Origin of the sequence: Micromonospora sp. NPDC050795, assembly GCF_044456785.1 — a bacterium.
GTDB lineage: Bacteria > Actinomycetota > Actinomycetes > Mycobacteriales > Micromonosporaceae > Micromonospora.
The window spans coordinates 32,766-52,371 of sequence record NZ_JBITGE010000029.1; the positions used below are offsets into that span (position 1 = coordinate 32,766).

Sequence of the window (19,606 nt, forward strand, 5' to 3'; positions counted from 1 at the left end):
CTCCGATCGATCAGCGCTTGAACTTGGTGACGGAGCTGTCCTTCTTGATAGCGTCGGCGCGCTTCTGGATCCGCTCCACGAAGGCGTCGGCGTTGATCCGGCCGAACATCAGCTCGTTGGTGGCGGTACGCGCCTCCGTGTCGAGCTCCTTGTACCAGCCGTCGAAGTACAGGTTGAACACGTCCTGACCGGCCGCCTTGAGCGCGGCCTGCGAGCTGGCCACACCGGGCGGGAAGGCGAAGCCCTCCGAGCCGGCGGTGACCACGGTCGGGGCCTTGACCACCTCGGTGAAGCCCTTCGCGCCCGCCTTCGACAGCATCTGACGCATGTACTCCAGGCCACCCTTGGGGTTCTTGCTCTTGGCCGAGACGAAGTAGCCCTCACCGGCGGTGGCGCGCAGCGCGGTGGCCGGCAGCTTGTCCGAGGCGGACAGGCTCGGCACCGGCATGAGCTGGTAGTCGAAGCCGGCCGGGGTGTCCTTCTTCTGCTCGCCCTCCAGCCAGTCACCGCTGGGGTACAGGGCCACCTTGTACTGGTTCTGCCGCAGCTGCACGTCGGTGTGCTTGAGGCCCTCGAAGCTCTTGTCGCTGAACTTCGCCCCGACCTCGGCCCACGCCGCGGCCGCCTGCTTCACGGCGTCCTGCTTCCAGGCGCCGTCCTCCAGGTTGTCGATGTTCTTCAGCACGTCCGTGCCGCCGATCTTGGCGGCCTGGGTGAGGATCACGTTCCACTGGTAGTAGGCCGCGTTCGCACCGGCGTAGCCGTACGGGGTGATGCCCTTGGCCTTGATGTTGGTGAGCAGGGTCATGAACTCGTCCCACGTCTTCGCCGGGGCCCAGCCATTGTCCTTGAACAGCTTGGCCGAGTACCAGATGCCGAAGACCGTGGAGACGTAGTACAGGACGAACGGCTTGCCGTTGAACGAACCGGCCTCGATGGTGCCCGGCACCACCGTGTCGCGGACCTTCTTGGACGGGTCGTCGACCGACGGCGCGTCCCACAGCTCGGTGAGGTCCTGGAGCTGACCGTCGGCCACGAGCGCACCGAAGTCCATCAGCTTCTCGCCCGAGTTGTTCACGAACTCCGGCGGGTTGCCGGAGGCGAACCGCGGCTGGAGCACAGTGGAGACTGCCTGGGTGGCCTGGTGCTTGACCTCGGCCTTGGGGAACGCCTTCTTGTACAGCGGCTCGTGCACGTCGGTGGCGTACTTCTCGCCGTAGCCACCGTTGAAGATGACCACCTCGATCGCGGCGTCCTCCTTGACGCCCAGCGGGTTCGCCTCGCTCTTGGTGCCGCCGGCGACCTGCTCGTTGTCACCGTCACTGCCGCTGGTGGCGCAGGCGCCGAGCAGGCCGATGGCCGGAGTGGCGAGCATGCCCACGGCGGCGGCGCGACGCAGGACCGTGCGACGGTCGAGTGCGGCCGGGTGTTCGGGGGTAATCGACATCGTCGTCTCTCCTTGTGAAATTCGGGTCATGCGGTACGCCGGAGACGTCCGGCGTACCGCGACTCGAGGGCGAGGTTGTGCTCGTCCCCGCCGGGGACGTTGGCGGAGAGGTAGATAGGGGGCACCTCTCCGGCCTGGTGGAACCGTCGTACGACCTCCGCGGTCAGCAACTGCGCCAGCAGCGCCGTGGTGACCGAGGAGACCGCACAGACCGCGCCGCCGCCCTCGAGCGGCAGCAGTGCATCGCCGTACGGCGCGCCGTTATCCAGCACGACGTCGGCGAGGTCGGCGAGCCGGTGCCCGGACGGGTGCCGTGGCGCCACCCGCGCGGTGTGCTCGACCGAGGTGACCGCGATCAACGGGTGACCGCGCTCGGTGACCAGCGCCGCCAGCTCGACGACCGAGCCGTTGATGCCGGACTGGGACGCCACCACGAACACGTCGCGCGGCTGGGGTGCCGCGAGCGCGTAGATCTGGTGGGCGATGGAGGGATCACGTTCCAGCTTGGGGTCGGCGAGCACGTCACGCGGGGCGTCACCGTGCATCACCAGGTCCCGTACCGAGAGCCGGTTGGTGGGGACCAACCCGCCGGCCCGGGCGACCAGCTCGGCGGCGAACGCCTCCGAGTGCCCCGCGCCGAACGCCTGGAGCACCCCGCCGTCGCGCAGGCTGTCGGCGATCAGGTCGGCGGCCCGGGTGATCCCGTCCGCCTCCGAGTCGAGCAGCCGGTCGAGCACCGGGCGGACGGCGTCCGCGTACCCCTGGGCGCTGATCATGAGAGGGCTCCCTTCGCTGCCTTGTGCCCGTCGACGGCCTGCGCTGTCCGCCGGAAGGCCGCGTGCGCGCGGTCGTGCGTGCGTTGGGCGACGGCGATGTAGAGCAGGTCGAGCACCACCAGTTGGGGATGCCGGGCGGAGAGCGCGTCCGGCCGAAAGGTGGTCGCCTGGCTGGCCGTGAGCAGGACGATGTCGGCCAGCTCGGCCAACGGGGAGCGAGGGAAGCCGGTGAGCGCGAGCGTGGTGGCGCCCCGGCTGCCCGCCTCGGCGAGCATCTCGATCGTCTCCCGGGTCTGCCCGGTGTGCGAGATGCCGAGCGCCACGTCCCCCGATCGCAGCAACGCGGCGCTGGCCAGCCCCTCGTGCACGTCGTTCCAGGCCCACGCCGCCACACCGATGCGGTGCAGGCTGAACTGCATCTCCTCACCGACCAGGGCGCTGCCGCTGGCACCGAAGATGTTCACCCTGCTGGCGCCGGCGATCGCCACCGCGGCGCGCTCCACCTCGCTGAGGTCGAGCAGGGTGGCGGTGTCGTGCATGGCCCGCGTGTCGGCGGCCATGATCTGGTCGAGCACCCGGGCGAGCGGGTCGCTCGGCTGGATCTCGCGTCCGATGTCGACTGTCCAACCGGCAGAGCGGGCCCGGCCGGTCTCGGAGGCGATGCCCAGTCGCAGGTCGGCGTACCCCTCGAAGCCCATCGCCCGGCAGAACCGGGTGATGGTCGCCGGTGAGGTGCCACTGCGCTCGGCCAGTTCGACGATCGTCGAGCGGGCGGCGGCCTCCGGGTCGCTGAGCACGTGCTCGGCGACCCGGCGCAGGGCCCCGGTCAACTCGCCGAGCCCGTTGCGGACCCGGGCCAACACCCCGTCGGAGGCCGAGGTCCGTCGCTCGATCACGTCGGCGTCGACCACCGCGGTCCCCGCGGCGGTGTCCACCTCGTGATCAACCATGAGACGCCCCTGCTTTCCGAAAAGACTGTTAACTGTTAGTGGTAAAAGTTCTTACTGAACGACCCTCTGTGTCAAGACTGTGGGCGAAGTTTTCAAACTGTTACCTCCCGCACAGCCCCCCACGCTCGCCACAACTTGCCCCGCACGACCCCGCCGACCAGCATGAACAAGCCAGATCGCCGTTCCGCGCAAGGAGACTCGTGCCGATGTCCGACACCGTCGTGGTGGGTCTCGATATCGGCGGTACGTCCACCCGGGCGACCGTCCTCACCCTGACCGGGCGACGCGTCGGCACCGGCCGCGCCGGCGGCGGCAACCCCACCAGTCACGGCGCCGAGCGCGCCGCCGCCGAACTGCTGACCGCGCTCCGCGAAGCGCTCGCCGACATCGACCCGACGCGGGCCGCCGCCGGCACCATCGGGCTCGCCGGAGCCGGCCGACTGCTCGCCGACCCGGCCGGGCGGGCCGCCTTCGACCAGGCCTGGCACGACGCCGGCCTGCGCTGCCCGTACGAGGTCCACGGCGATGCCCTGGTCGCGTACGCCTCCGGCACCGCCGCCCCGCACGGAACCATCCTCATCGCCGGCACCGGCGCGATCACCGCCCATGTCCACGAGCTGCGGCTCGACCGGATCGCCGACGGCCACGGCTGGCTGCTCGGCGACGCCGGGTCGGGCTTCTGGCTCGGTCGGGAAGCCGTCCGCCGGCTGCTCGCCGACCTCGACGCCGGCAGTGCGCTGGGCGCGCTGACCACGACCGTGCTCACCGAGATTCTGGGCAGCGCCGACATCGCCGCCCGCCCCCGGGACACCGTCGACGCCACCATCCAGACGGTGACCCGTCGACCCCCCGTCGAACTGGCCCGGCTCGCGCCGCTGGTCGTCGACGCCGCCACCCACGGCGACCCGGTCGCCACCGAACTGATCACCGACGCCGCCGCGCACCTCACCGAGAGCGTGAGCCGCATCCGCCCCGCCGGGGCTGTGACACCGATCGTGCTCGGCGGCGGCCTGCTCACCGCGGACACCCCGCTCGCCGCCGCCGTCCGGACCGAGATCGCGCGACACTGGCCGGACGCGCCACTGCGCACCGCCGGAGACGGGGCCGCCGCCGCGGCCTGGCTCGCCGCCCGTGGCCTACCCGAGGTGACCGACCCGGCCGCCCTGCACGCCCGCCTCTTCCCCAACCCCTGAAGCCAACGGCGCGCGGCACATAGCCTGCGCCGGCACGACACCTCGCGCCCCACACCGCGGTGCCCGGCGCCCCACACCGTGCGGGGAGCCCCACCCGCCCGCGCTGAGCGCGGAGTCAAGATCGTGCTCGATCCAGGATCTAGTGGCCTCATCCCGCCGGGAGGGGACTACATCCTGGATCGAGCACGATCAAGGGGCTGGCTGCGGCCCTACACCCGCCGCACCGCGCTCCAACGCACCTGAACCGCTGCGGCCCGTCGCGACATGGCCAAGATCCGCGCACTTTCGGTGAAACTGCTGCCTCGGCACGGCGTGAGGCAGCAATTTCACCGGAGTTGCGCGGATCTTGGGGCCGGGCCGGCCCGGGATGGGATGGGGTGGGGCCGGTCGGGATGGGGCCGGCCCGGGATGGGGTGGGGCCGGTCGGTGAGCGAGTCGGGGTACTGGTCGGGTGGAAGGTCGTGTCGGCCTGCGGGTGGGGTGATCGATATCGGTCAGTGATGGCTAGGTGGTTCTACTTGAGCTGCCCTGCGGTGAGGCCCGCCTGCACCTGCCGCTGGAAGGCCACGTAGACCGCGAGCACCGGGAGCACCGCGATACTCAGCCCGGCGAAGAGCCGGGCGTAGTCGCCGGCGTACCCCTGGCTGACCGACAGCGCGAAGAGCCCCTGCGCCAGCATCCACTTGGACTCGTCGCCCTGCAACAGCACCTGCGGTAGCAGGAACTGGTTCCAGTGGCTGAGGAAGTTGAAGATCGCCACACTGATCAGTCCCGGACGTGCCATGGGCAGCATCACCCGGAAGAAGAGCCGGAAGTGACCGCAGCCGTCGACCAGTGCGGCTTCCGCCACCGAGGTGGGCAGGGTCCGGAAGAACGCGGTCAGGAAGAACACGGTGAACGGCAGCGAGTAGGCCGCGTACACGAGGATCAGCCCGAGCCAGGTGTTGAAGAGGCCGGCGTTACGGACCACGAAGAAGAGCGGTACCAGGGCGAGGAACACCGGGAACATCAGGCCGCCGACGAACAGGTAGTAGACGACCTGGCGACCGCGGAACTCGTACCGGGCGAAGACGTACGCGGCGGTGGCGCCCATCAGCATGGTGAGGCTGACCGAGCCGGCCACCACCACCAGGCTGTTGAGGAAGTACCGGCCGATGTGCGCGCCGGTCCAGGCCCGCACCCAGTTGTCCAGGTGCAGCGCCCCGGGCAGCCCCCACGGGTCGGCGAGGATCTCACCGTTGGTCTTGAACGAGCTGATGAACATCCACAGCAGTGGCAGCACGGTGAGCAGGCCCCAGAGCAGCAGGAAGCCGTGCGAGAGGGCGTTGGCCACGCCGAGTTCCCGGCGTACCGGGCGGTCCCCGCTGGTGACCGGGGTCGGGGCGGTCGCGGTGGGCTGATCCAGAGTGGTCACGAGTACTCGATCCGTTCGCGCCGGCCGACCCGCAGCGACAGCACCGCCACCGAGAGGGTCAGGAAGAACATCACCACGCCGATCGCCGAGGCGTAGCCGAACTTGGTCTCGCTGCCGAAGGCGGTGTCGTACATGCGTACGCCGATCACGTCGGTGGAGAAGTTCGGCCCGCCGTTGGTCATCAGCTGGACGAGGATGAACCCATCCAGGGCGAAGATGGCCAGGTAGACCCAGGCGACCTGGACGGTGTCCCAGAGCAGCGGCAGGGTGACCCGGCGCAGGGTGGTGAACCGGGACGCGCCGTCGAGCAGGACGGCCTCGTAGATCTCCTTCGGCACTGCCGACATCGCCGCGCCGAACAGCACGACGTAGAAGCCGACGTTGCTCCAGACCATCACCGCCAGCACACACCAGAAGGCGGTCGCCGGGTCGCCGAGCCAGGTCGGCGCGGGCAGGCCGAGGCCGTGCAGAGCGGTGGTGAGGAGCCCCTTGTTGGGGTGGTACACCTCCTTCCACAGCAACGCGATGATCACCACGGAGAGCACCTGCGGGAAGAAGTAGACGGTGCGGTAGAGCGCGCCGCCGCGTACGCCGGTGACGCCGGCACTGCCCTTGCGCCCGCCCATGGCGAGCATGGTGGCGAAGAACAGCCCGAGCACGATGGTGAGCACCGGCACCAGCCCCAGCAGGATCGCGTTGTTCTTCAGCGCGTTCCACACGTAGTCGTCGTGCCAGAGGGTCTTGAAGTTGGCCAGACCGACGGGGTTGGCGTCGGCCGAGTAGCCGAGCCAGTCGGTGGTGGAGATCTGGAACGCCTGAAGGTACGGCGAGACGACGAAGAACACGTACAGCAGCACCGGTGGCACCAGGAACGTGACGATCAGCGGCCACTTGCCATGTTTCACGAGAGGGACCTCTCCGATTGGGTACGGCCGGTGGGGGCGGACCTCTCCCCCACCGGCCGGGCGGTCAGGCCGCTCGCTTGTACTTCTTGATGGAGCTGTCCTGGGCGATCGAGTCGGCGCCCTTCTGGCACTGTTCGAGGAACTCGGCGGGGCCGATCCGGCCGCTGAAGAACTCGCCGCACGCGGCGTCGACGAGGTTGCGTTCCAACTTCCGGTAGAAGCTGTTGTAGACCCAGTTGAAGCCGTTGGCGCCGGACGCGTCGAGGGCCTTCACCACGGTGCTCAGCCCGTACGGCAGCTCGACGCCCTCGGTCGCACCGGCGACCACGGTGAGGCTGGCGACCTTCTTCGTGAAGTCCTGGGCGCCCCTCTTGGAGAGCATGGTCCGGAAGTACTCCAGGCCGCCGGCGACGTTGCGGGCCTTGGCGGGCACCATGAACGGTTCCCCGGCGGTTCCCCGGATCGCCTCGAACGGCAGCTTGTCGCCGCTGCCCAGGCTCGGCGTCGGCGCGATGGTCATGGTGAAGCCGGGCGGGGTGACGTCCTTCTGCTCGCTCTCCAGCCAGGATCCGCAGGAGATGAAGGCGGCCTTGCCCTGACACCAGGCGGTCTGCGACTGCTTGTGGTCCAGGCCGGGCGAGCCGTCCAGGATGTACTTGTCCTTGACGATCTGGTGCCAGGCGTCGGCGGCGGCGCGCATCGAGTCGGACTTCCAGGCGTTCGGCTCCAGGTTGTCGATGGCGGTCGCCACCGACGGGCCGCCGAACTTGATCGCCGTGGAGATCAGCGGCCAGCTCATGTAGCGCGGGTGCAGGCCGGCGTACGTCCAGGGGGCGATGCCGGCGGCCTTGATCTGCTTGCAGAGCGCGATGTGCTCGTCCCAGGTCTTCGCGTACGACCAGCCGCGGTCGGCGAAGAGCTTGGCGGAGTGCCAGATGCCGTAGGCGGTGTAGGTGTAGCTGAGCACCAGGAACTTGCCGTCGTAGGAGCCGACCTCGACCGCGCCGGGCAGCAGGGTGTCCTTGACCGTCTTGCCGGGGATGTCGAGGCTCGGGGCGGCCAGCAGTTCGTCGAGGCCGGCGAGGGCGTTCTGGCTGACCAGGCCGTTGAAGTCGATCTGGCTGGAGCCGGAGTTGTTGACCACGTCGGGCGGGGTGCCGTCGACGAAGCGCGGCTGGAGGGTCTTGCTGATCTCCTGGGTGGAGGAGTGCTTGATCTTCGCCTTCGGGTACTTCTCGGTGTACATGGCCTCGTGGGCCTTGGCGTACTCCTCACCGAACCCGCCGCCGAAGATCACCACCTCGAGTGGGGCGTCCTCCTTCACGCCGAGCGGGTTCTCGGCGCTCTTGGTGCCCTGGTAGGTCTCGGCATCGTTCTTGTCACCGCCACCGCTGGTGGCGCAGCCGGACAGCAGACCGGCGGCGGGGGTGGCCAGGAGGCCGGCGGCGGCGCTGCGCCGCAGGATGTCGCGCCTGTTCATGGGTTCTCCTCGGGTCGGGTCGGGCGGATCGCCGGTCTTGTGGGGGAGGCGTCCACCGCGCGAGGGGCGGTAGTTCTCTTCAGTTAATGCTCCGTTGCTGAAGAATTTCTACGACAGCCGGGCTCGGACTTCAAGTCCTGAAGGTCGAACCGTTATCACCACCAGCCGTCATCAGGTCGCCTAGCCTGAGGCGATGCGCCGCCTGCGCCGGCTGGCCGAGCACACCCCGGCTGGGCGGGAGCGATATGTCGACCTGCTCCGCGCACTCGCCATCACCATGGTCGTTTTCGGACACTGGGGCGTCACGTCGATCGGGCGCGACGCCGCCGGGCAGGTCACCGGGCACTCGATGTACGCGCTGCACCGCCGCTTCGGCCTGACCGTCCCGCTGGCACTTGTCGCCCTGGTCGGCCTCGGCGACCTCGGCCGGCTCACCGGGCCGGAGGCGCTGAGCTACGGCACCTACCTCTTCGGCTGGCTGGCCGTCCACCAGCTCGGCTTCGCCTGGCACGACACCCGGCAGACGCCGCCGCCCGCCGCCGGGCCGTCGGGCGACACCGCCGCGACCGCCTCGCAAGCCGGCCCGACGCCCGCCGCCGGGCCGTCGGCCCACGACCATCCGGGGGTACGCCGCTGGCGACGACTGCCCACCTCGCGGCGGGCCGGACTGGTGTTCCTGGCCGGCGGCCTGGCCACGGCACTGCTGCTCACCGGGCCCGGCCCGTGGCCGGTGGCCATGCTGCACGTGCCCGGCGAGAGCCTGGACAACGCCGCGCCGCCCAGCCTCGCGCTGCTGGCCGTCGCCGCCGGCCAGCTCGGTCTGATCCTGCTGCTGCTCGTCGCCATCTTCGGCCGGGGTGGAGGCGCGCAGCGGCCGGCACCGCGCCGGGCGTCGGACCGGTCGAGGCACGCCAGCCCGAACGGCCTCGACGGTGGCCGCCTACGCCGCCGTGGTGGCGGCGCTGCTGCTCAACAGTGCGACGGCCGCCCGCGCCCCGGAGCCGCTCGGCACACCCGTCCCGGCACTGGTGGCGTACCTGGCCGGGGCGGGCGTGCTGCGACTGCTCAGGTCTGGGTGGGGAACCCGAGGTTGACCCCGCCGTGTCGCGGATCCAACCAGCGGCTGGTGACGACCTTGCCCCGGGTGAAGAACCGCACCCCGTCCTCGCCGTGCGCGTGCAGGTCGCCGAAGAGCGACGACTTCCAGCCGCCGAACGAGTGGTACGCCATCGGCACCGGGATGGGCACGTTGATCCCGACCATGCCCACCTCCACCTCGTGCTGGTAGCGCCGGGCCGCCCCGCCGTCGTTGGTGAAGATCGCCGTGCCGTTGCCGTACGGGCTGGCGTTGACCAGGTCCACCGCCTCGTCGTACGAGTCGACCCGGACCACGCTCAGCACCGGCCCGAAGATCTCGTCGGTGTAGATCGACATGTCCGGGGTCACCCGGTCGAACAACGTCGGGCCGAGCCAGAAACCGTCCGGGTCGCCGTCCGGCGTCACGTCCCGCCCGTCCACCACCGGCACCGCGCCGGCGGCGACACCGGCGTCCACGTAGGAGCGCACCTTCGCCGCGTGCGCGGCGGTCACCAGTGGGCCCATGTCGCAGCCCCGTCGGCCGTCGCCGGTGCGCAGACCGGTCACCCGCGCGGCGATCCGCTCGACCAGCGCGTCCGCCACCGGCTCCACCGCCACCAGCACCGAGATGGCCATGCAACGCTCCCCCGCCGAGCCGAACCCGGCGTTGACCGCCGCGTCGGCCGCCAGGTCCAGATCGGCGTCCGGGAGCACCACCATGTGGTTCTTCGCCCCACCGAGCGCCTGCACCCGCTTGCCGGCGGCCGTGCCACGCTGGTAGACGTACCGGGCGATCGGCGTGGAGCCGACGAACGACACGGCCCGCACCTCCGGGTGCTCCAGCAACGCGTCGACCGCCTCCTTGTCACCGTTGACCACGTTGAGCACCCCGTCGGGCAGGCCCGCCTCGGCGAACCATTCGGCCAGCAGCAGCGCCGCGCTCGGGTCCTTCTCGCTCGGCTTGAGCACCACCGCGTTGCCGCAGGCCACTGCCACCGGCACGAACCACAGCGGCACCATCACCGGGAAGTTGAACGGCGAGATCACCGCGACCACGCCGAGCGGCTGCCGGATGGTGTACGAGTCGACCTCGGTGGACACGTTCTCGCTGAACGCGCCGCGCAACGCCGACGGCAGGCCGCACGCGTACTCGATGACCTCCAGGCCGCGCTGCACCTCGCCGGCGGCGTCGGCGAGCACCTTGCCGTGCTCGGCGGTGATCACCTCGGCGAGCCGGTCCCGCCGGGCGTGCACCAACTCCCGGAAGGCGAACAGCACCGCCGACCGCCGGGCCAGTGACGCGTCCCGCCAGGCCCGCGCCGCGCGGGCGGCAGCCTGCACCGCCACGTCGACGTCCGCGGTCGAGGCCAGCTCGACCTCGGCGGTACGCCGACCGGTCGCCGGGTCGAACACGTCGCCGCGCCGCTGCGACGTGCCGTCGACCCGCTTGCCGTCGATGAAGTGACCGATGCTCATGCCGCCACCCCCGCAGCCGTTCGGATCGCGTCGACGAGGATCGCCAGGCCCTCACGGGCCTCCTCCTCGGTCAGCGTCAACGGTGGCCCCATCCGCAGCACGTTGCCGTGGAGGCCGCCCTTGCCGGTCAGCAGGCCACCGTCCCGGGCGGCTTCGAAGACCCGGTTGGTCAGCGCCGGATCCGGCTCACTGCCGCCCGGCCGGACGAACTCGACGCCGAGCATCAGCCCCTTTCCGCGTACCTCGGCGACGCAGTCGAGCCCGCCCACGGCGGACCGCAGGCCGTCGGCGAGGATCGCGCCGACGCGGGCCGCGTTCGCCTGGAGGTCGTGCGCGATCAGGTAGTCGAGCACCGCGTTGCCGGCCGCCGTGGAGATCGGGTTGCCGCCGAAGGTGGAGAAGCTGATGGCCGGCACCGCCTGGAGCACGTCGGCCCGACCGACCACCCCGGCCAGGGCGAACCCGTTACCGATGCCCTTGGCGAAGGTGAGCAGGTCGGGGGTGACGCCGTGCGCCTGGTAACCCCAGAAGTGCTCCCCGGTACGCCCCCAGCCGGTCTGCACCTCGTCGGCGATGAACAGGATGCCGTGCTCGTCGAGGACCTTCTTCCAGCCGGCGAAGAGCCCGTCCGGCGGGTGCACGAAACCGCCCACGCCCTGGATCGGCTCGGCGATCAGCGCGGCCACGTCGCCAGCGGTCTGGGTGGCCAACACCTCGCGCAGGTCCTCCACCGCCGCGTCGACCTGCTCGTCGGCGCTGAGCCGGGCCAGCAGACCCCGCACCCGGTCACCGGAGTGCAGCCAGGCCACCTGGAGCGGGTTGAGGCCGCTGGCCGACCAGGTGCGGTTGCCGGTGACGCCCATCGCCGCGAACGACCGGCCGTGGTAACTGTTGCGCACGGCCAGGATCTGGTGCGAGCGGCGGTGGTTGGTGGCCACCAGCAGCGCCGCCTCGTTCGCCTCGGTGCCGGAGTTCGTGAAGAACACCCGGGCGTCCGGGATGCCGGAACGCTGGGCGATCTTCTCGGCCAGCTCCACCTGTTGACGGATCAGGTAGAGCGTCGAGGTGTGCACGATGCCGGTGGCGAGCTGCCGCTCCACGGCCTCCCGGATCTCCGGGATGTCGTACCCGATCATGTTGGTCAACACGCCGCCGAAGAAGTCCAGGTAGCTGCGCCCCTGCGCGTCGGTGACCCGGCGGCCCGAGCCGGAGACCAACTCGATCGGCTCGGCGTAGTACAACGGCATCCAGGACGGGAGCACTGCCCGGTGCCGGGCCAGCAGGTCGTCGGTCATCGTGGCAACCCTTCAGCGGCGTTCGTGGATACCGCACGCTCCCACCGCCGGCCGACGCGAACAACTGTCAGCCTGTAGCGCATGGACGTCCCGACCTGACAGCACGTCAACGGTTTCCACAGCAATGGTCGACCTTGACGGCTGATTTGCACAGCAATCGCGGGATCACCCCACTCGATCCGCACCTTGGCCGGCCGGTAGGTGTGGTGGCTCGGTCGCCGGCCGGAATGCCCTCGGCGGGCGAGACATCGAGATTCCCCCATCAGCGGCTCCCGCCAGCGTAGGCAGCAACCACAACCAGCAGCTCTGACGCGGCGGGCCGGTAGCATCCGGCAGGTGCACAGAGCGGACGGGCCACCGTCGACCGGAACGGACGACGAACGGATCACGGCGGACATCCGGGCCTGGGTCTGCTCCACCCCGATCCGCGGCCTGGTCGCCCACTTCGGCGGCACCTGGCCCGACGGCGACCTCACCGACGTGCTCCGCTACCTCGACGACTTCTCCGCCCGTCACTGGGACTTCCGCGGCGGCCGGGAACGGCCCGACGCCCGGGAGCCCGACCTCGCCCCGGCCACCGCGACCCTCGTGCTGGACGCGGCTGCCACACTCCGGCTGATCCACCCAGTGCCACCGGCCCGATCGGCGTACGCCCACCTGGTGGTGCTCGGCGGCCTGGCGCACGCCTGCGTACGCCGCGTCGGCTACGCCGCGCACCTGCTGCGCGCCGGCCTACCGGTGAGCGGCGAGGTCGCCGTCCTGGGCAGCTTCCGGCCGCTGTCGGACTGGGAACGCCGCACACTCGCCGAGGCGGGCCTGCCGGCCGACGAGACCGAGGTGGACGTGCTGGACACAGCCGTCCGCCGGGTGTTCGAGGTGACCACCCCGGCCGAGCAGGACGGCGTCGACGCCGGCCACCCGCACCACTCCTGGTCCTCGCGGACCTACCGACCGGACGGGCTGCCGCCGATCCGGGTACTGGCCGCGCCGTCCAGCGAACCGGACCAGCGGCGGGCCCACACCGCCGACACCCAGCGGTTCTGGGCCGGCCACGTCCGGCTCGCGCCGGACGACGAGGTCCTGATGGTCACCGCGCCGATCTACGTGCCGTTCCAACACTGCGACGCGCTGCGCACCCTGGCCGTGCCGTACGGATGCGCCATCGACACGGTCGGGGTGGACCCGACGCTCGCCGACCTGGCGGTGCTGCCCGAGCAGACGCTCACGCCGGGGCGCTACCTTCAGGAGATCCGGTCGGCGATCCGCTCGATGCGCGCCCTGCACGACCTGGTGCGTTGAGGGCTGAGTTCAGCGGGCGGTGTCGGCGACGGCCTGGGCGAAGACCTCGGAGCGGTGCTCGAAGTTGCGGAACCGGCCGTAGCTGGGCGCGGCCGGCGAGAGCAGAACCACCCCGCCGGCCGGGGTCACCTCGCGGGACAGCCGGACCGCGTCCACCAGGTCGTCGACCAGTTCGGTACGCACCTTCGGCAGGCCGGCGAGCACCTCGACGATCCGGGTGCCGCTGTCCGGAATTCCGATCACGGTCAGCTCCCGCTCGGCCAGGTGCTCGGCCAGCGGCGTGTAGTCCAGACCCCGGTCGTTGCCCCCGACGATCACCGTCAACGGCCGCCCGTCGTACGCGTCGATGGCGTGCATCGCCGCGTACGGGCTGGTGGCGAGAGTGTCGTCGACGAACGTCAGCCCGGACGGGTCGGTGATCTCGGTGAGCCGGTGGGCCAGCCCCTGGAACTCGGCGACCGCGACGGCGAGGTGGTCCTTGCCGGCCACCACGTCCACGCCGAGGGCATCGAGGACGGCGAGCGCGACACAGAGGTTGCCCTCGTTGTGCCGGCCGACCAGCGGCAGCACCGCGCGCGGGAACAGCGGCTGGTCACCGAAGTGGAACCACTGCGTACCGTCGAGGCCGGGGGCGACGTGGGTGGTGTCGGGGCTACCGGCGCGGACCGCCGGCAGCTCACCCAGCTCCGCGGCCAGCCGGGGGTCGCCACCGTTGACCACGATCGTCTGCGGGTCGTGGGCGAGCAGGTTGAGCTTGTCCCGGTAGTACTCCCGCTCCCCACCGTGCGCGTCCAGGTGCTCGGGGAAGAGCGCCGTGACCACCGCGACCCGTGGCGAGTCGGTGAGGTCGCTGCACTGGTAGCTGGACAACTCCAGCACGTACAGCTCCGCCTCCGGCAGGTCCAGGGTCGGCACCCCGATGTTGCCGCCGAAGACGTTCGGCCGCCCCATCGCGGTGAGCAGGTGACTGATCAGGCTGGAGGTGGTGCTCTTGCCCTTGCTGCCGGTGACCCCGACCGTGCGCGCGGCGTGGTCGGCCATCCACAACGCGGTGCCCTGGGTCACCATGACCCCGCGCCGGCGCAGCTCGACCAGCCACGGGTGGGTCTGGGGCACGCCCGGGGACCGCACCACCACGTCCGCGGCGGCCAACCGTTCGAAGCCCGCCTCGCCGGTCACCAGTGGCGCCGCCTCGGCCAGCGGGCCTTCCCACGGCAGCGACAGGAAGTTCGCGCTGTCGTCCACGGCGACCAGGTCGGCTGGGCCGTGGGCGGCGATCGCTGTCACAGCGGCCCGGCCCTCCCGACCGGTGCCCCAGACGGCGACGGTACGTCCGCGCAGGTCAGACAGGCGCACTGGTGTCTCCTCGGGGGTCACGGCGGCGGCAGGGCGGGCCCGGTCCGGACACGGCCGGACGAACCAGGGCCTAGTATGGCGTGTGCCCAACGAGCAGCTCCGGCGGATGGACGCCTTCACCTTCCCGTCCTACTCGATCGACTTCGCCACCGGCGAGGTGTTGTTCGACTACGCCCTGACCGGCCCGGCCGGCGAGCAGCGGTTCACCGAGGTGATCACGCTCCCGCTGCCGGCGGAACCGCCCTCCGACGAGACGGTGGCGACCCTCAACCGGGTGCTGGAGGTGCTCCACCTCGTCGCCGGGGTCAGCTACTACAAGGCCGCCGCGCCGCCCCGGCTCGTGCTGCCGACGCCGCTGGGCGCGGCCACCGTCGACTACGTCACGGCCGTCTACACCAGGGGCCTCGCAGAATACGCGTACCGCAACCAACTGCCGCACGTGCTCGACCTGCGCCCCGAGGTGCCGACCGGTGTGGTGACGCCGGCCCGGGTGTACGACGACTCGGACCGTCGCCCGCTCTCCGCGGTCGGCGGCGGTAAGGACTCGATCGTCAGCCTGGAGGCGCTGCGCCGCGCCGAACTGGACCCGGTGCCGTTCTCGGTCAACCCGAACCACGTGATCGTCGCCGTCAACGAGGCGTCCGGGCTGGTTCCGCTGGCTGCCCGGCGGCGCATCGACCCGGTGCTGTTCGACCTGAACGCCGCCGGCGCGCTGAACGGGCACATCCCGGTCACCGCCATCAACTCCCTGATCGCCGTGGCCACCGCCGTCCTGCACGGGCTGGGCCCGGTGGTGATGTCCAACGAGCGTTCGGCGTCCGACCCGAACCTGGTCTGGAACGGCCACGAGATCAACCACCAGTGGTCCAAGGGCGTCGAGGCCGAAGGGCTGCTGCGGGCGTCGCTGGCCGAGCACGCCGGCCTGACCGACCCGTACTTCTCCCTGCTGCGTTCGCTGTCCGAGCTGCACATCGCCCGGCTGTTCGCCGAGTTCACCCGGTACGACGACGTGGTGACCAGCTGCAACCAGGCGTTCAAGCTGCGCGACGCGAGTGAGCGCTGGTGCCGGGACTGCCCGAAGTGTCGCTTCGTCTTCCTGGCCATGGCGCCGTTCATGCCGCGGGAGCGGGTCACCCACATCTTCGGCGGCGACCTGCTGGCCGACGAGTCGCAGATCCCCGGCTACCGCGAGTTGCTGGGCGTGGACGGGCACAAGCCGTTCGAGTGCGTGGGCGAGGTCGAGGAGTCGGTGGTGGCCCTCGGCCTGCTCGCCGAGCAGGACCAGTGGCGCGACGCCCCGGTGATCCAGGCCCTGGTCGACGCCGTCCCGGAGACAGCCTGGTCCTCGGTGGCCCACTCGGACGTCTTCACCCCCGGCGGCCCCAACCACATCCCCCCAACCTACGCAAAAGCCCTAAACGCCCCAGCAACCTAACCCCATCCCCCAACCCGATCCCCGGGCTCCCGCCCCCAGGCTCCCGCTCCGGTGATCATGAAGTTATTGCCATCCTCATCGGCGTGTCGTGGCAATAACTTCATGATCAACGGGGGGCGGCGGGGGACGGCCGGCGCGGAGGGTGGGGTGGGGTGGGGGGTTACGGGGTTCGGACTGCGTCCAGGGCTAGCAGGGCCACGTGTAGGGAGAGGGCGGCCTCCACCGAGTCGAGGTCGACGTCGAGGATGCGGGCGATCCGGGCCAGGCGTTCGTAGAAGGCCGGTCGGGACAGGTGGGCGGCGGCAGCGGCTGCGGACTTGTTGCGCCCCTGCTCCAGGTAGGCGCGCAGGGTGTCCAGCAGCCGCTCCCTCGGGTGCCGGGCGTCGTACTCCAGCAGCGCGCCGAGTTCGCGTTCCACGAACGTCTGCAGGCGGGGCTCGTCGCGCAGCAGGTGCAGCAGACCGGCCAGCCCGACGTGCGGGAGCCGGAAGATCGGCAGGTCACGCCGGTCCCGTCGGGCCGCCTCGGCGATCTGCCGTGCCTCCACGAGCGACCGGCGGGCCTCCCGCAGGGTGCTCACCCCGGATCCGGCGGCCACGATCACGGCACCCGGGCCAGCACCCCGGGCCCCCTCGACACCCATCCGGGCGGCCTCGACACCGGGAGCCGCCCGGAACGGCTCCGCGCCGGAGGAGGAGCGGGACGCGTCGACGACGGGTCCCGTCCGGCCGGCGCCGGCGTCGAGGCGTACCTGACGAAGGGCGTTGGCGAACGCGGACAGCGCGCGGTCCTCGGCGGCCGGGTCGGTCAGGGCCAGGAGAGCGCCCACCGAGTTGTCGTCGACGGCGCTGGTCAGCGCGGTCAGCTTCGCCTCCCGCAGGGCCTGGCCGACGGCCTCGGAGAGATCACGCAGCCGGGCCTGGCCGGCCTCGGGGCCGACCTCCCCGGCGGGGTCGTCGGCGCGGTGCCGCACCATCACGCCGACCAGGTGCCTCCGGTCGAGCACCACACCGAGCGCCTTGGCTCGCAGTCCCACCTCGTCCACCGGGCGGGAGTGGTCGAGCAGCGCGGTGAGCAGGGTGCGGTGGATCTGCCGTTCCAGGCCCTCGGCGTCGCGGCGGATCAGCCGCCCCAGCGCGAGGGTGGACGCGGCCCGCTCGATCAGGATGGTGAGCCGGGTGGGCGAGCCCGCGCTCGGTTCGACGGCCTGGGCGCTGGGCACGTCGCCGCTGGCCGGCCAGCGCAGCAGCAGCCGACCCCAGTCCTGCCCCCGGGCGCCGACGGTGGTCACCAGCCAGCCGCTGTCCGGGTCGTACGCGGTCCGCCCGGCCGGGCGGATCCGCCGGGAGTGCTGCTCCCAGCCGTCCAGCAGCAGCTCTGCGCTCTCCCCCGCCGGGTCGTACCCGAGCACCTGCCGGGACAGGTTCTCCAGCACCACCGGGCAGCCGGACAGCTCGGCGGCCTGTCGGATCACCTCGGCGGCGTCGGCGCCCTCCACGGACAGGTCGTTGAACCGCTGGTGGATCTCCTCGGTGGCGCGCAGCTCGGTGAGCTGCGCGTCGACGATCAGCGCGTGCACCGCCTCGGTGATCCGGACGAACGGGGTGGCCCGGCGCAGTTCCACCAGGGGCAGCCCGCGCCGCTCGGCGGCGGCGGCCATCACCCGGGGCACACCGCTGACGTACCGGCGGCCCAGCTCGACGACGAGCCCGGAGACCCCGACGTCGGCGAGATCGCCGATGAACGCGCGCAACCCGGCGTCGTCCCCGGGCAGACCGATGCCAGTGGTGAGCACCAGCTCGCCACCGCCGAGCAGGGTGGCGATGTCCGGCACCTCGGCGACGTGCACCCAGCGGACGGGTCGGTCCAGCCCCTCGTCGCCGGCGACGACGCGTGGCGCGCCGTGGCGGACCGGGCCCAGGGCGAGGACCTCACGGACGGTAGGGAACACGGCCGACACGCTACCGTCCGTGACGCCGGAACTCGACTTGCCACCGGCGCGAGGGGTCAGTCGACGCCGAACTCCATCGCGGCGCGGTCGAGGGCCGCGTCCTCCGCCGAGGCGACACCCCGGGACGCGATGGCTTCCGCGCCGCCCTCGGGCATCGCCCCGATCAGCCCGGTGGAGGCGGCCTGCGCGGCCCCGATCATCCGCTGCGGGTTCCCGCCGCCGACCAGCCCGAGGGAGGCGTACTGCTCCAGCTTCGACCGCGAGTCGGCGATGTCCAGGTTGCGCATCGTGAGCTGGCCGATCCGGTCCGACGGGCCGAACGCCGAGTCCTCGGTGCGCTCCATGGACAGCTTGTCGGGGTGGTAGCTGAACGACGGGCCGGTGGTGTCCAGGATCGAGTAGTCCTCGCCCCGGCGCAGCCGCAACGTCACCTCGCCGGTGACCGCCGTGCCGACCCACCGCTGCAACGACTCGCGGAGCATCAGCGCCTGCGGGTCCAGCCAGCGGCCCTCGTACATCAGCCGACCGAGGCGGCGACCCTCGTTGTGGTAGTTCGCCAGGGTGTCCTCGTTGTGGATGGCGTTCACCAGCCGCTCGTACGCGTAGTGCAGCAGCGCCATCCCGGGCGCCTCGTAGATGCCTCGGCTCTTGGCCTCGATGATCCGGTTCTCGATCTGGTCGGACATGCCGAGGCCGTGCCGGCCGCCGATGGCGTTGGCCTCCAGCACCAGGTCGACGGCGCTGCCGAACTCCTTGCCGTTGATCGTGACCGGGCGACCCTGGTCGAAACCGACTGTGACGTCCTCGGTCGGGATCTCCACCGACGGGTCCCAAAACCGGACGCCCATGATCGGGTTGACCGTCTCGATGCCGGTGTCGAGGTGCTCCAGGGTCTTCGCCTCGTGCGTGGCGCCCCAGATGTTGGCGTCGGTCGAGTACGCCTTCTCGGTGCTGTCGCGGTAGGGCAGGCCGCGCTCCAGCAGCCACTCGGACATCTCCTTACGCCCACCCAGCTCGGTGACGAAGGCGGTGTCGAGCCACGGCTTGTAGATGCGCAGCATCGGGTTGGCCAGCAGGCCGTACCGGTAGAACCGCTCGATGTCGTTGCCCTTGAAGGTCGAGCCGTCGCCCCAGATCTGCACGTCGTCGGCGACCATCGCCCGCACCAGCAGGGTGCCGGTCACGGCGCGACCCAGCGGGGTGGTGTTGAAGTAGGCCCGACCGCCGGTGCGGATGTGGAAGGCGCCGCAGGTCAACGCGGCGAGGCCCTCCTCGACCAGGGCGGCGCGGCAGTCGACCAGGCGGCCGAGCTCGGCGCCGTAGCTGAGCGCACGACCGGGCACCGAGGCGATGTCGGGCTCGTCGTACTGGCCGATGTCGGCGGTGTAGGCGCAGGGAATGGCGCCCTTGTCGCGCATCCACGCGACCGCGACCGAGGTGTCGAGGCCGCCGGAGAAGGCGATGCCGACACGTTCGCCGGTGGGCAGGGAGGTGAGAACCTTGGACACGGGGAAAATTATGCAATAGAACGCATGGCCATGCAAGCCGATGC

Annotated in this window: 14 protein-coding genes and 1 pseudogene; 4 read left to right on the forward strand and 11 right to left on the reverse strand. The window is 71.1% G+C overall.

Annotated features, from left to right (window positions below; translation table 11 throughout):
• Positions 1 to 10 precede the first annotated feature (10 nt).
• From ngcE (ACIBEF_RS23705) to ACIBEF_RS23715, 3 genes are read right to left on the reverse strand one after another with little or no spacing between them, the layout of a single operon-like run.
• Positions 11 to 1,447 (reverse strand): N-acetylglucosamine/diacetylchitobiose ABC transporter substrate-binding protein, encoded by a 1,437-nt coding sequence (gene ngcE / locus ACIBEF_RS23705; RefSeq protein WP_396795344.1) that lies wholly within the window; start codon positions 1,445 to 1,447, stop codon positions 11 to 13.
• A gap of 26 nt (positions 1,448 to 1,473) precedes the next feature.
• A complete protein-coding gene (locus tag ACIBEF_RS23710; protein WP_091403970.1) occupies positions 1,474 to 2,223 on the reverse strand; it encodes a sugar isomerase domain-containing protein in 750 nt (249 codons plus the stop codon).
• Positions 2,220 to 3,173: a MurR/RpiR family transcriptional regulator gene (locus ACIBEF_RS23715; RefSeq protein ID WP_396795345.1), complete on the reverse strand. Its 954-nt coding sequence runs from the start codon at positions 3,171 to 3,173 to the stop codon at positions 2,220 to 2,222. The genes ACIBEF_RS23710 and ACIBEF_RS23715 overlap by 4 nt, the downstream gene beginning before the upstream one ends.
• 206 nt (positions 3,174 to 3,379) lie before the next feature.
• Here ACIBEF_RS23715 and ACIBEF_RS23720 point away from each other — a divergent pair, with 206 nt between their 5' ends.
• Positions 3,380 to 4,366, forward strand: a complete 987-nt coding sequence (locus ACIBEF_RS23720; protein ID WP_396795346.1) for an N-acetylglucosamine kinase — start codon at positions 3,380 to 3,382, stop codon at positions 4,364 to 4,366.
• A gap of 514 nt (positions 4,367 to 4,880) precedes the next feature.
• Here the strand turns inward: ACIBEF_RS23720 and ACIBEF_RS23725 are convergent.
• The 3 genes from ACIBEF_RS23725 to ngcE (ACIBEF_RS23735) form a co-directional block, all read right to left on the reverse strand.
• A complete protein-coding gene (locus ACIBEF_RS23725; RefSeq protein ID WP_357260459.1) occupies positions 4,881 to 5,780 on the reverse strand; it encodes a carbohydrate ABC transporter permease in 900 nt (299 codons plus the stop codon).
• Complete coding sequence (locus ACIBEF_RS23730; RefSeq protein WP_091403945.1) at positions 5,777 to 6,685, reverse strand: carbohydrate ABC transporter permease; 909 nt, start codon at positions 6,683 to 6,685, stop codon at positions 5,777 to 5,779. The genes ACIBEF_RS23725 and ACIBEF_RS23730 overlap by 4 nt, the downstream gene beginning before the upstream one ends.
• A 64-nt stretch (positions 6,686 to 6,749) precedes the next feature.
• Positions 6,750 to 8,165 carry an N-acetylglucosamine/diacetylchitobiose ABC transporter substrate-binding protein gene (gene ngcE, locus ACIBEF_RS23735; protein WP_396795347.1) on the reverse strand — a complete coding sequence of 472 codons (1,416 nt, stop codon included), beginning with the start codon at positions 8,163 to 8,165 and terminating at the stop codon, positions 6,750 to 6,752.
• A 193-nt stretch (positions 8,166 to 8,358) separates the two neighbouring features.
• Between ngcE (ACIBEF_RS23735) and ACIBEF_RS23740 the strand changes: the two are divergent.
• Positions 8,359 to 9,259, forward strand: a pseudogene (locus tag ACIBEF_RS23740) (hypothetical protein).
• On the opposite strand, the gene ACIBEF_RS23745 reads toward ACIBEF_RS23740, so the two are convergent.
• Together ACIBEF_RS23745 and ACIBEF_RS23750 are read right to left on the reverse strand one after the other, a co-directional pair.
• A complete protein-coding gene (locus tag ACIBEF_RS23745) occupies positions 9,231 to 10,718 on the reverse strand; it encodes a CoA-acylating methylmalonate-semialdehyde dehydrogenase (protein WP_396795348.1) in 1,488 nt (495 codons plus the stop codon). The pseudogene ACIBEF_RS23740 and the gene ACIBEF_RS23745 overlap by 29 nt on opposite strands.
• The gene (locus ACIBEF_RS23750) at positions 10,715 to 12,013 is read right to left on the reverse strand and encodes an aspartate aminotransferase family protein (protein WP_396795349.1); all 1,299 of its coding nucleotides are present in this window, start codon (positions 12,011 to 12,013) and stop codon (positions 10,715 to 10,717) included. Before ACIBEF_RS23750 ends, ACIBEF_RS23745 begins: the two co-directional genes overlap by 4 nt.
• A 336-nt stretch (positions 12,014 to 12,349) precedes the next feature.
• Between ACIBEF_RS23750 and ACIBEF_RS23755 the strand changes: the two genes are divergently transcribed.
• Positions 12,350 to 13,312 carry a hypothetical protein gene (locus ACIBEF_RS23755; protein WP_396795350.1) on the forward strand — a complete coding sequence of 321 codons (963 nt, stop codon included), beginning with the start codon at positions 12,350 to 12,352 and terminating at the stop codon, positions 13,310 to 13,312.
• Between the two features lie 9 nt (positions 13,313 to 13,321).
• On the opposite strand, the gene murD is transcribed toward ACIBEF_RS23755, so the two are convergent.
• On the reverse strand, positions 13,322 to 14,668 hold the full coding sequence (gene murD / locus ACIBEF_RS23760; protein ID WP_396795351.1) for a UDP-N-acetylmuramoyl-L-alanine--D-glutamate ligase: 1,347 nt from the start codon (positions 14,666 to 14,668) through the stop codon (positions 13,322 to 13,324).
• A gap of 82 nt (positions 14,669 to 14,750) precedes the next feature.
• On the opposite strand from murD, the gene ACIBEF_RS23765 reads away from it, so the two are divergent.
• A complete protein-coding gene (locus ACIBEF_RS23765) occupies positions 14,751 to 16,103 on the forward strand; it encodes a hypothetical protein (RefSeq protein WP_396795352.1) in 1,353 nt (450 codons plus the stop codon).
• A gap of 160 nt (positions 16,104 to 16,263) precedes the next feature.
• Here the strand turns inward: ACIBEF_RS23765 and ACIBEF_RS23770 are convergent, their stop codons facing one another.
• Entirely contained in the window at positions 16,264 to 18,114 is a 1,851-nt protein-coding gene (locus ACIBEF_RS23770) for a PucR family transcriptional regulator (RefSeq protein WP_396795387.1), read from the reverse strand.
• Positions 18,111 to 19,562, reverse strand: coding sequence for an argininosuccinate synthase (gene argG, locus ACIBEF_RS23775; RefSeq protein WP_355009703.1), 1,452 nt, complete (start codon positions 19,560 to 19,562; stop codon positions 18,111 to 18,113). Before argG ends, ACIBEF_RS23770 begins: the two co-directional genes overlap by 4 nt.
• Positions 19,563 to 19,606 lie beyond the last annotated feature (44 nt).

What these genes read in the sequence shown, in the direction of transcription:
- ACIBEF_RS23745 (WP_396795348.1), bottom strand. Translation starts at nt 10,718, where the DNA reads ATGAGCATCGGTCACTTCATCGACGGCAAGCGGGTCGACGGCACGTCG.
- ACIBEF_RS23720 (WP_396795346.1), top strand. Translation starts at nt 3,380, where the DNA reads ATGTCCGACACCGTCGTGGTGGGTCTCGATATCGGCGGTACGTCCACC.
- ACIBEF_RS23715 (WP_396795345.1), bottom strand. Translation starts at nt 3,173, where the DNA reads ATGGTTGATCACGAGGTGGACACCGCCGCGGGGACCGCGGTGGTCGAC.
- ngcE (WP_396795344.1), bottom strand. Translation starts at nt 1,447, where the DNA reads ATGTCGATTACCCCCGAACACCCGGCCGCACTCGACCGTCGCACGGTC.
- ACIBEF_RS23710 (WP_091403970.1), bottom strand. Translation starts at nt 2,223, where the DNA reads ATGATCAGCGCCCAGGGGTACGCGGACGCCGTCCGCCCGGTGCTCGAC.
- ACIBEF_RS23750 (WP_396795349.1), bottom strand. Translation starts at nt 12,013, where the DNA reads ATGACCGACGACCTGCTGGCCCGGCACCGGGCAGTGCTCCCGTCCTGG.
- ngcE (WP_396795347.1), bottom strand. Translation starts at nt 8,165, where the DNA reads ATGAACAGGCGCGACATCCTGCGGCGCAGCGCCGCCGCCGGCCTCCTG.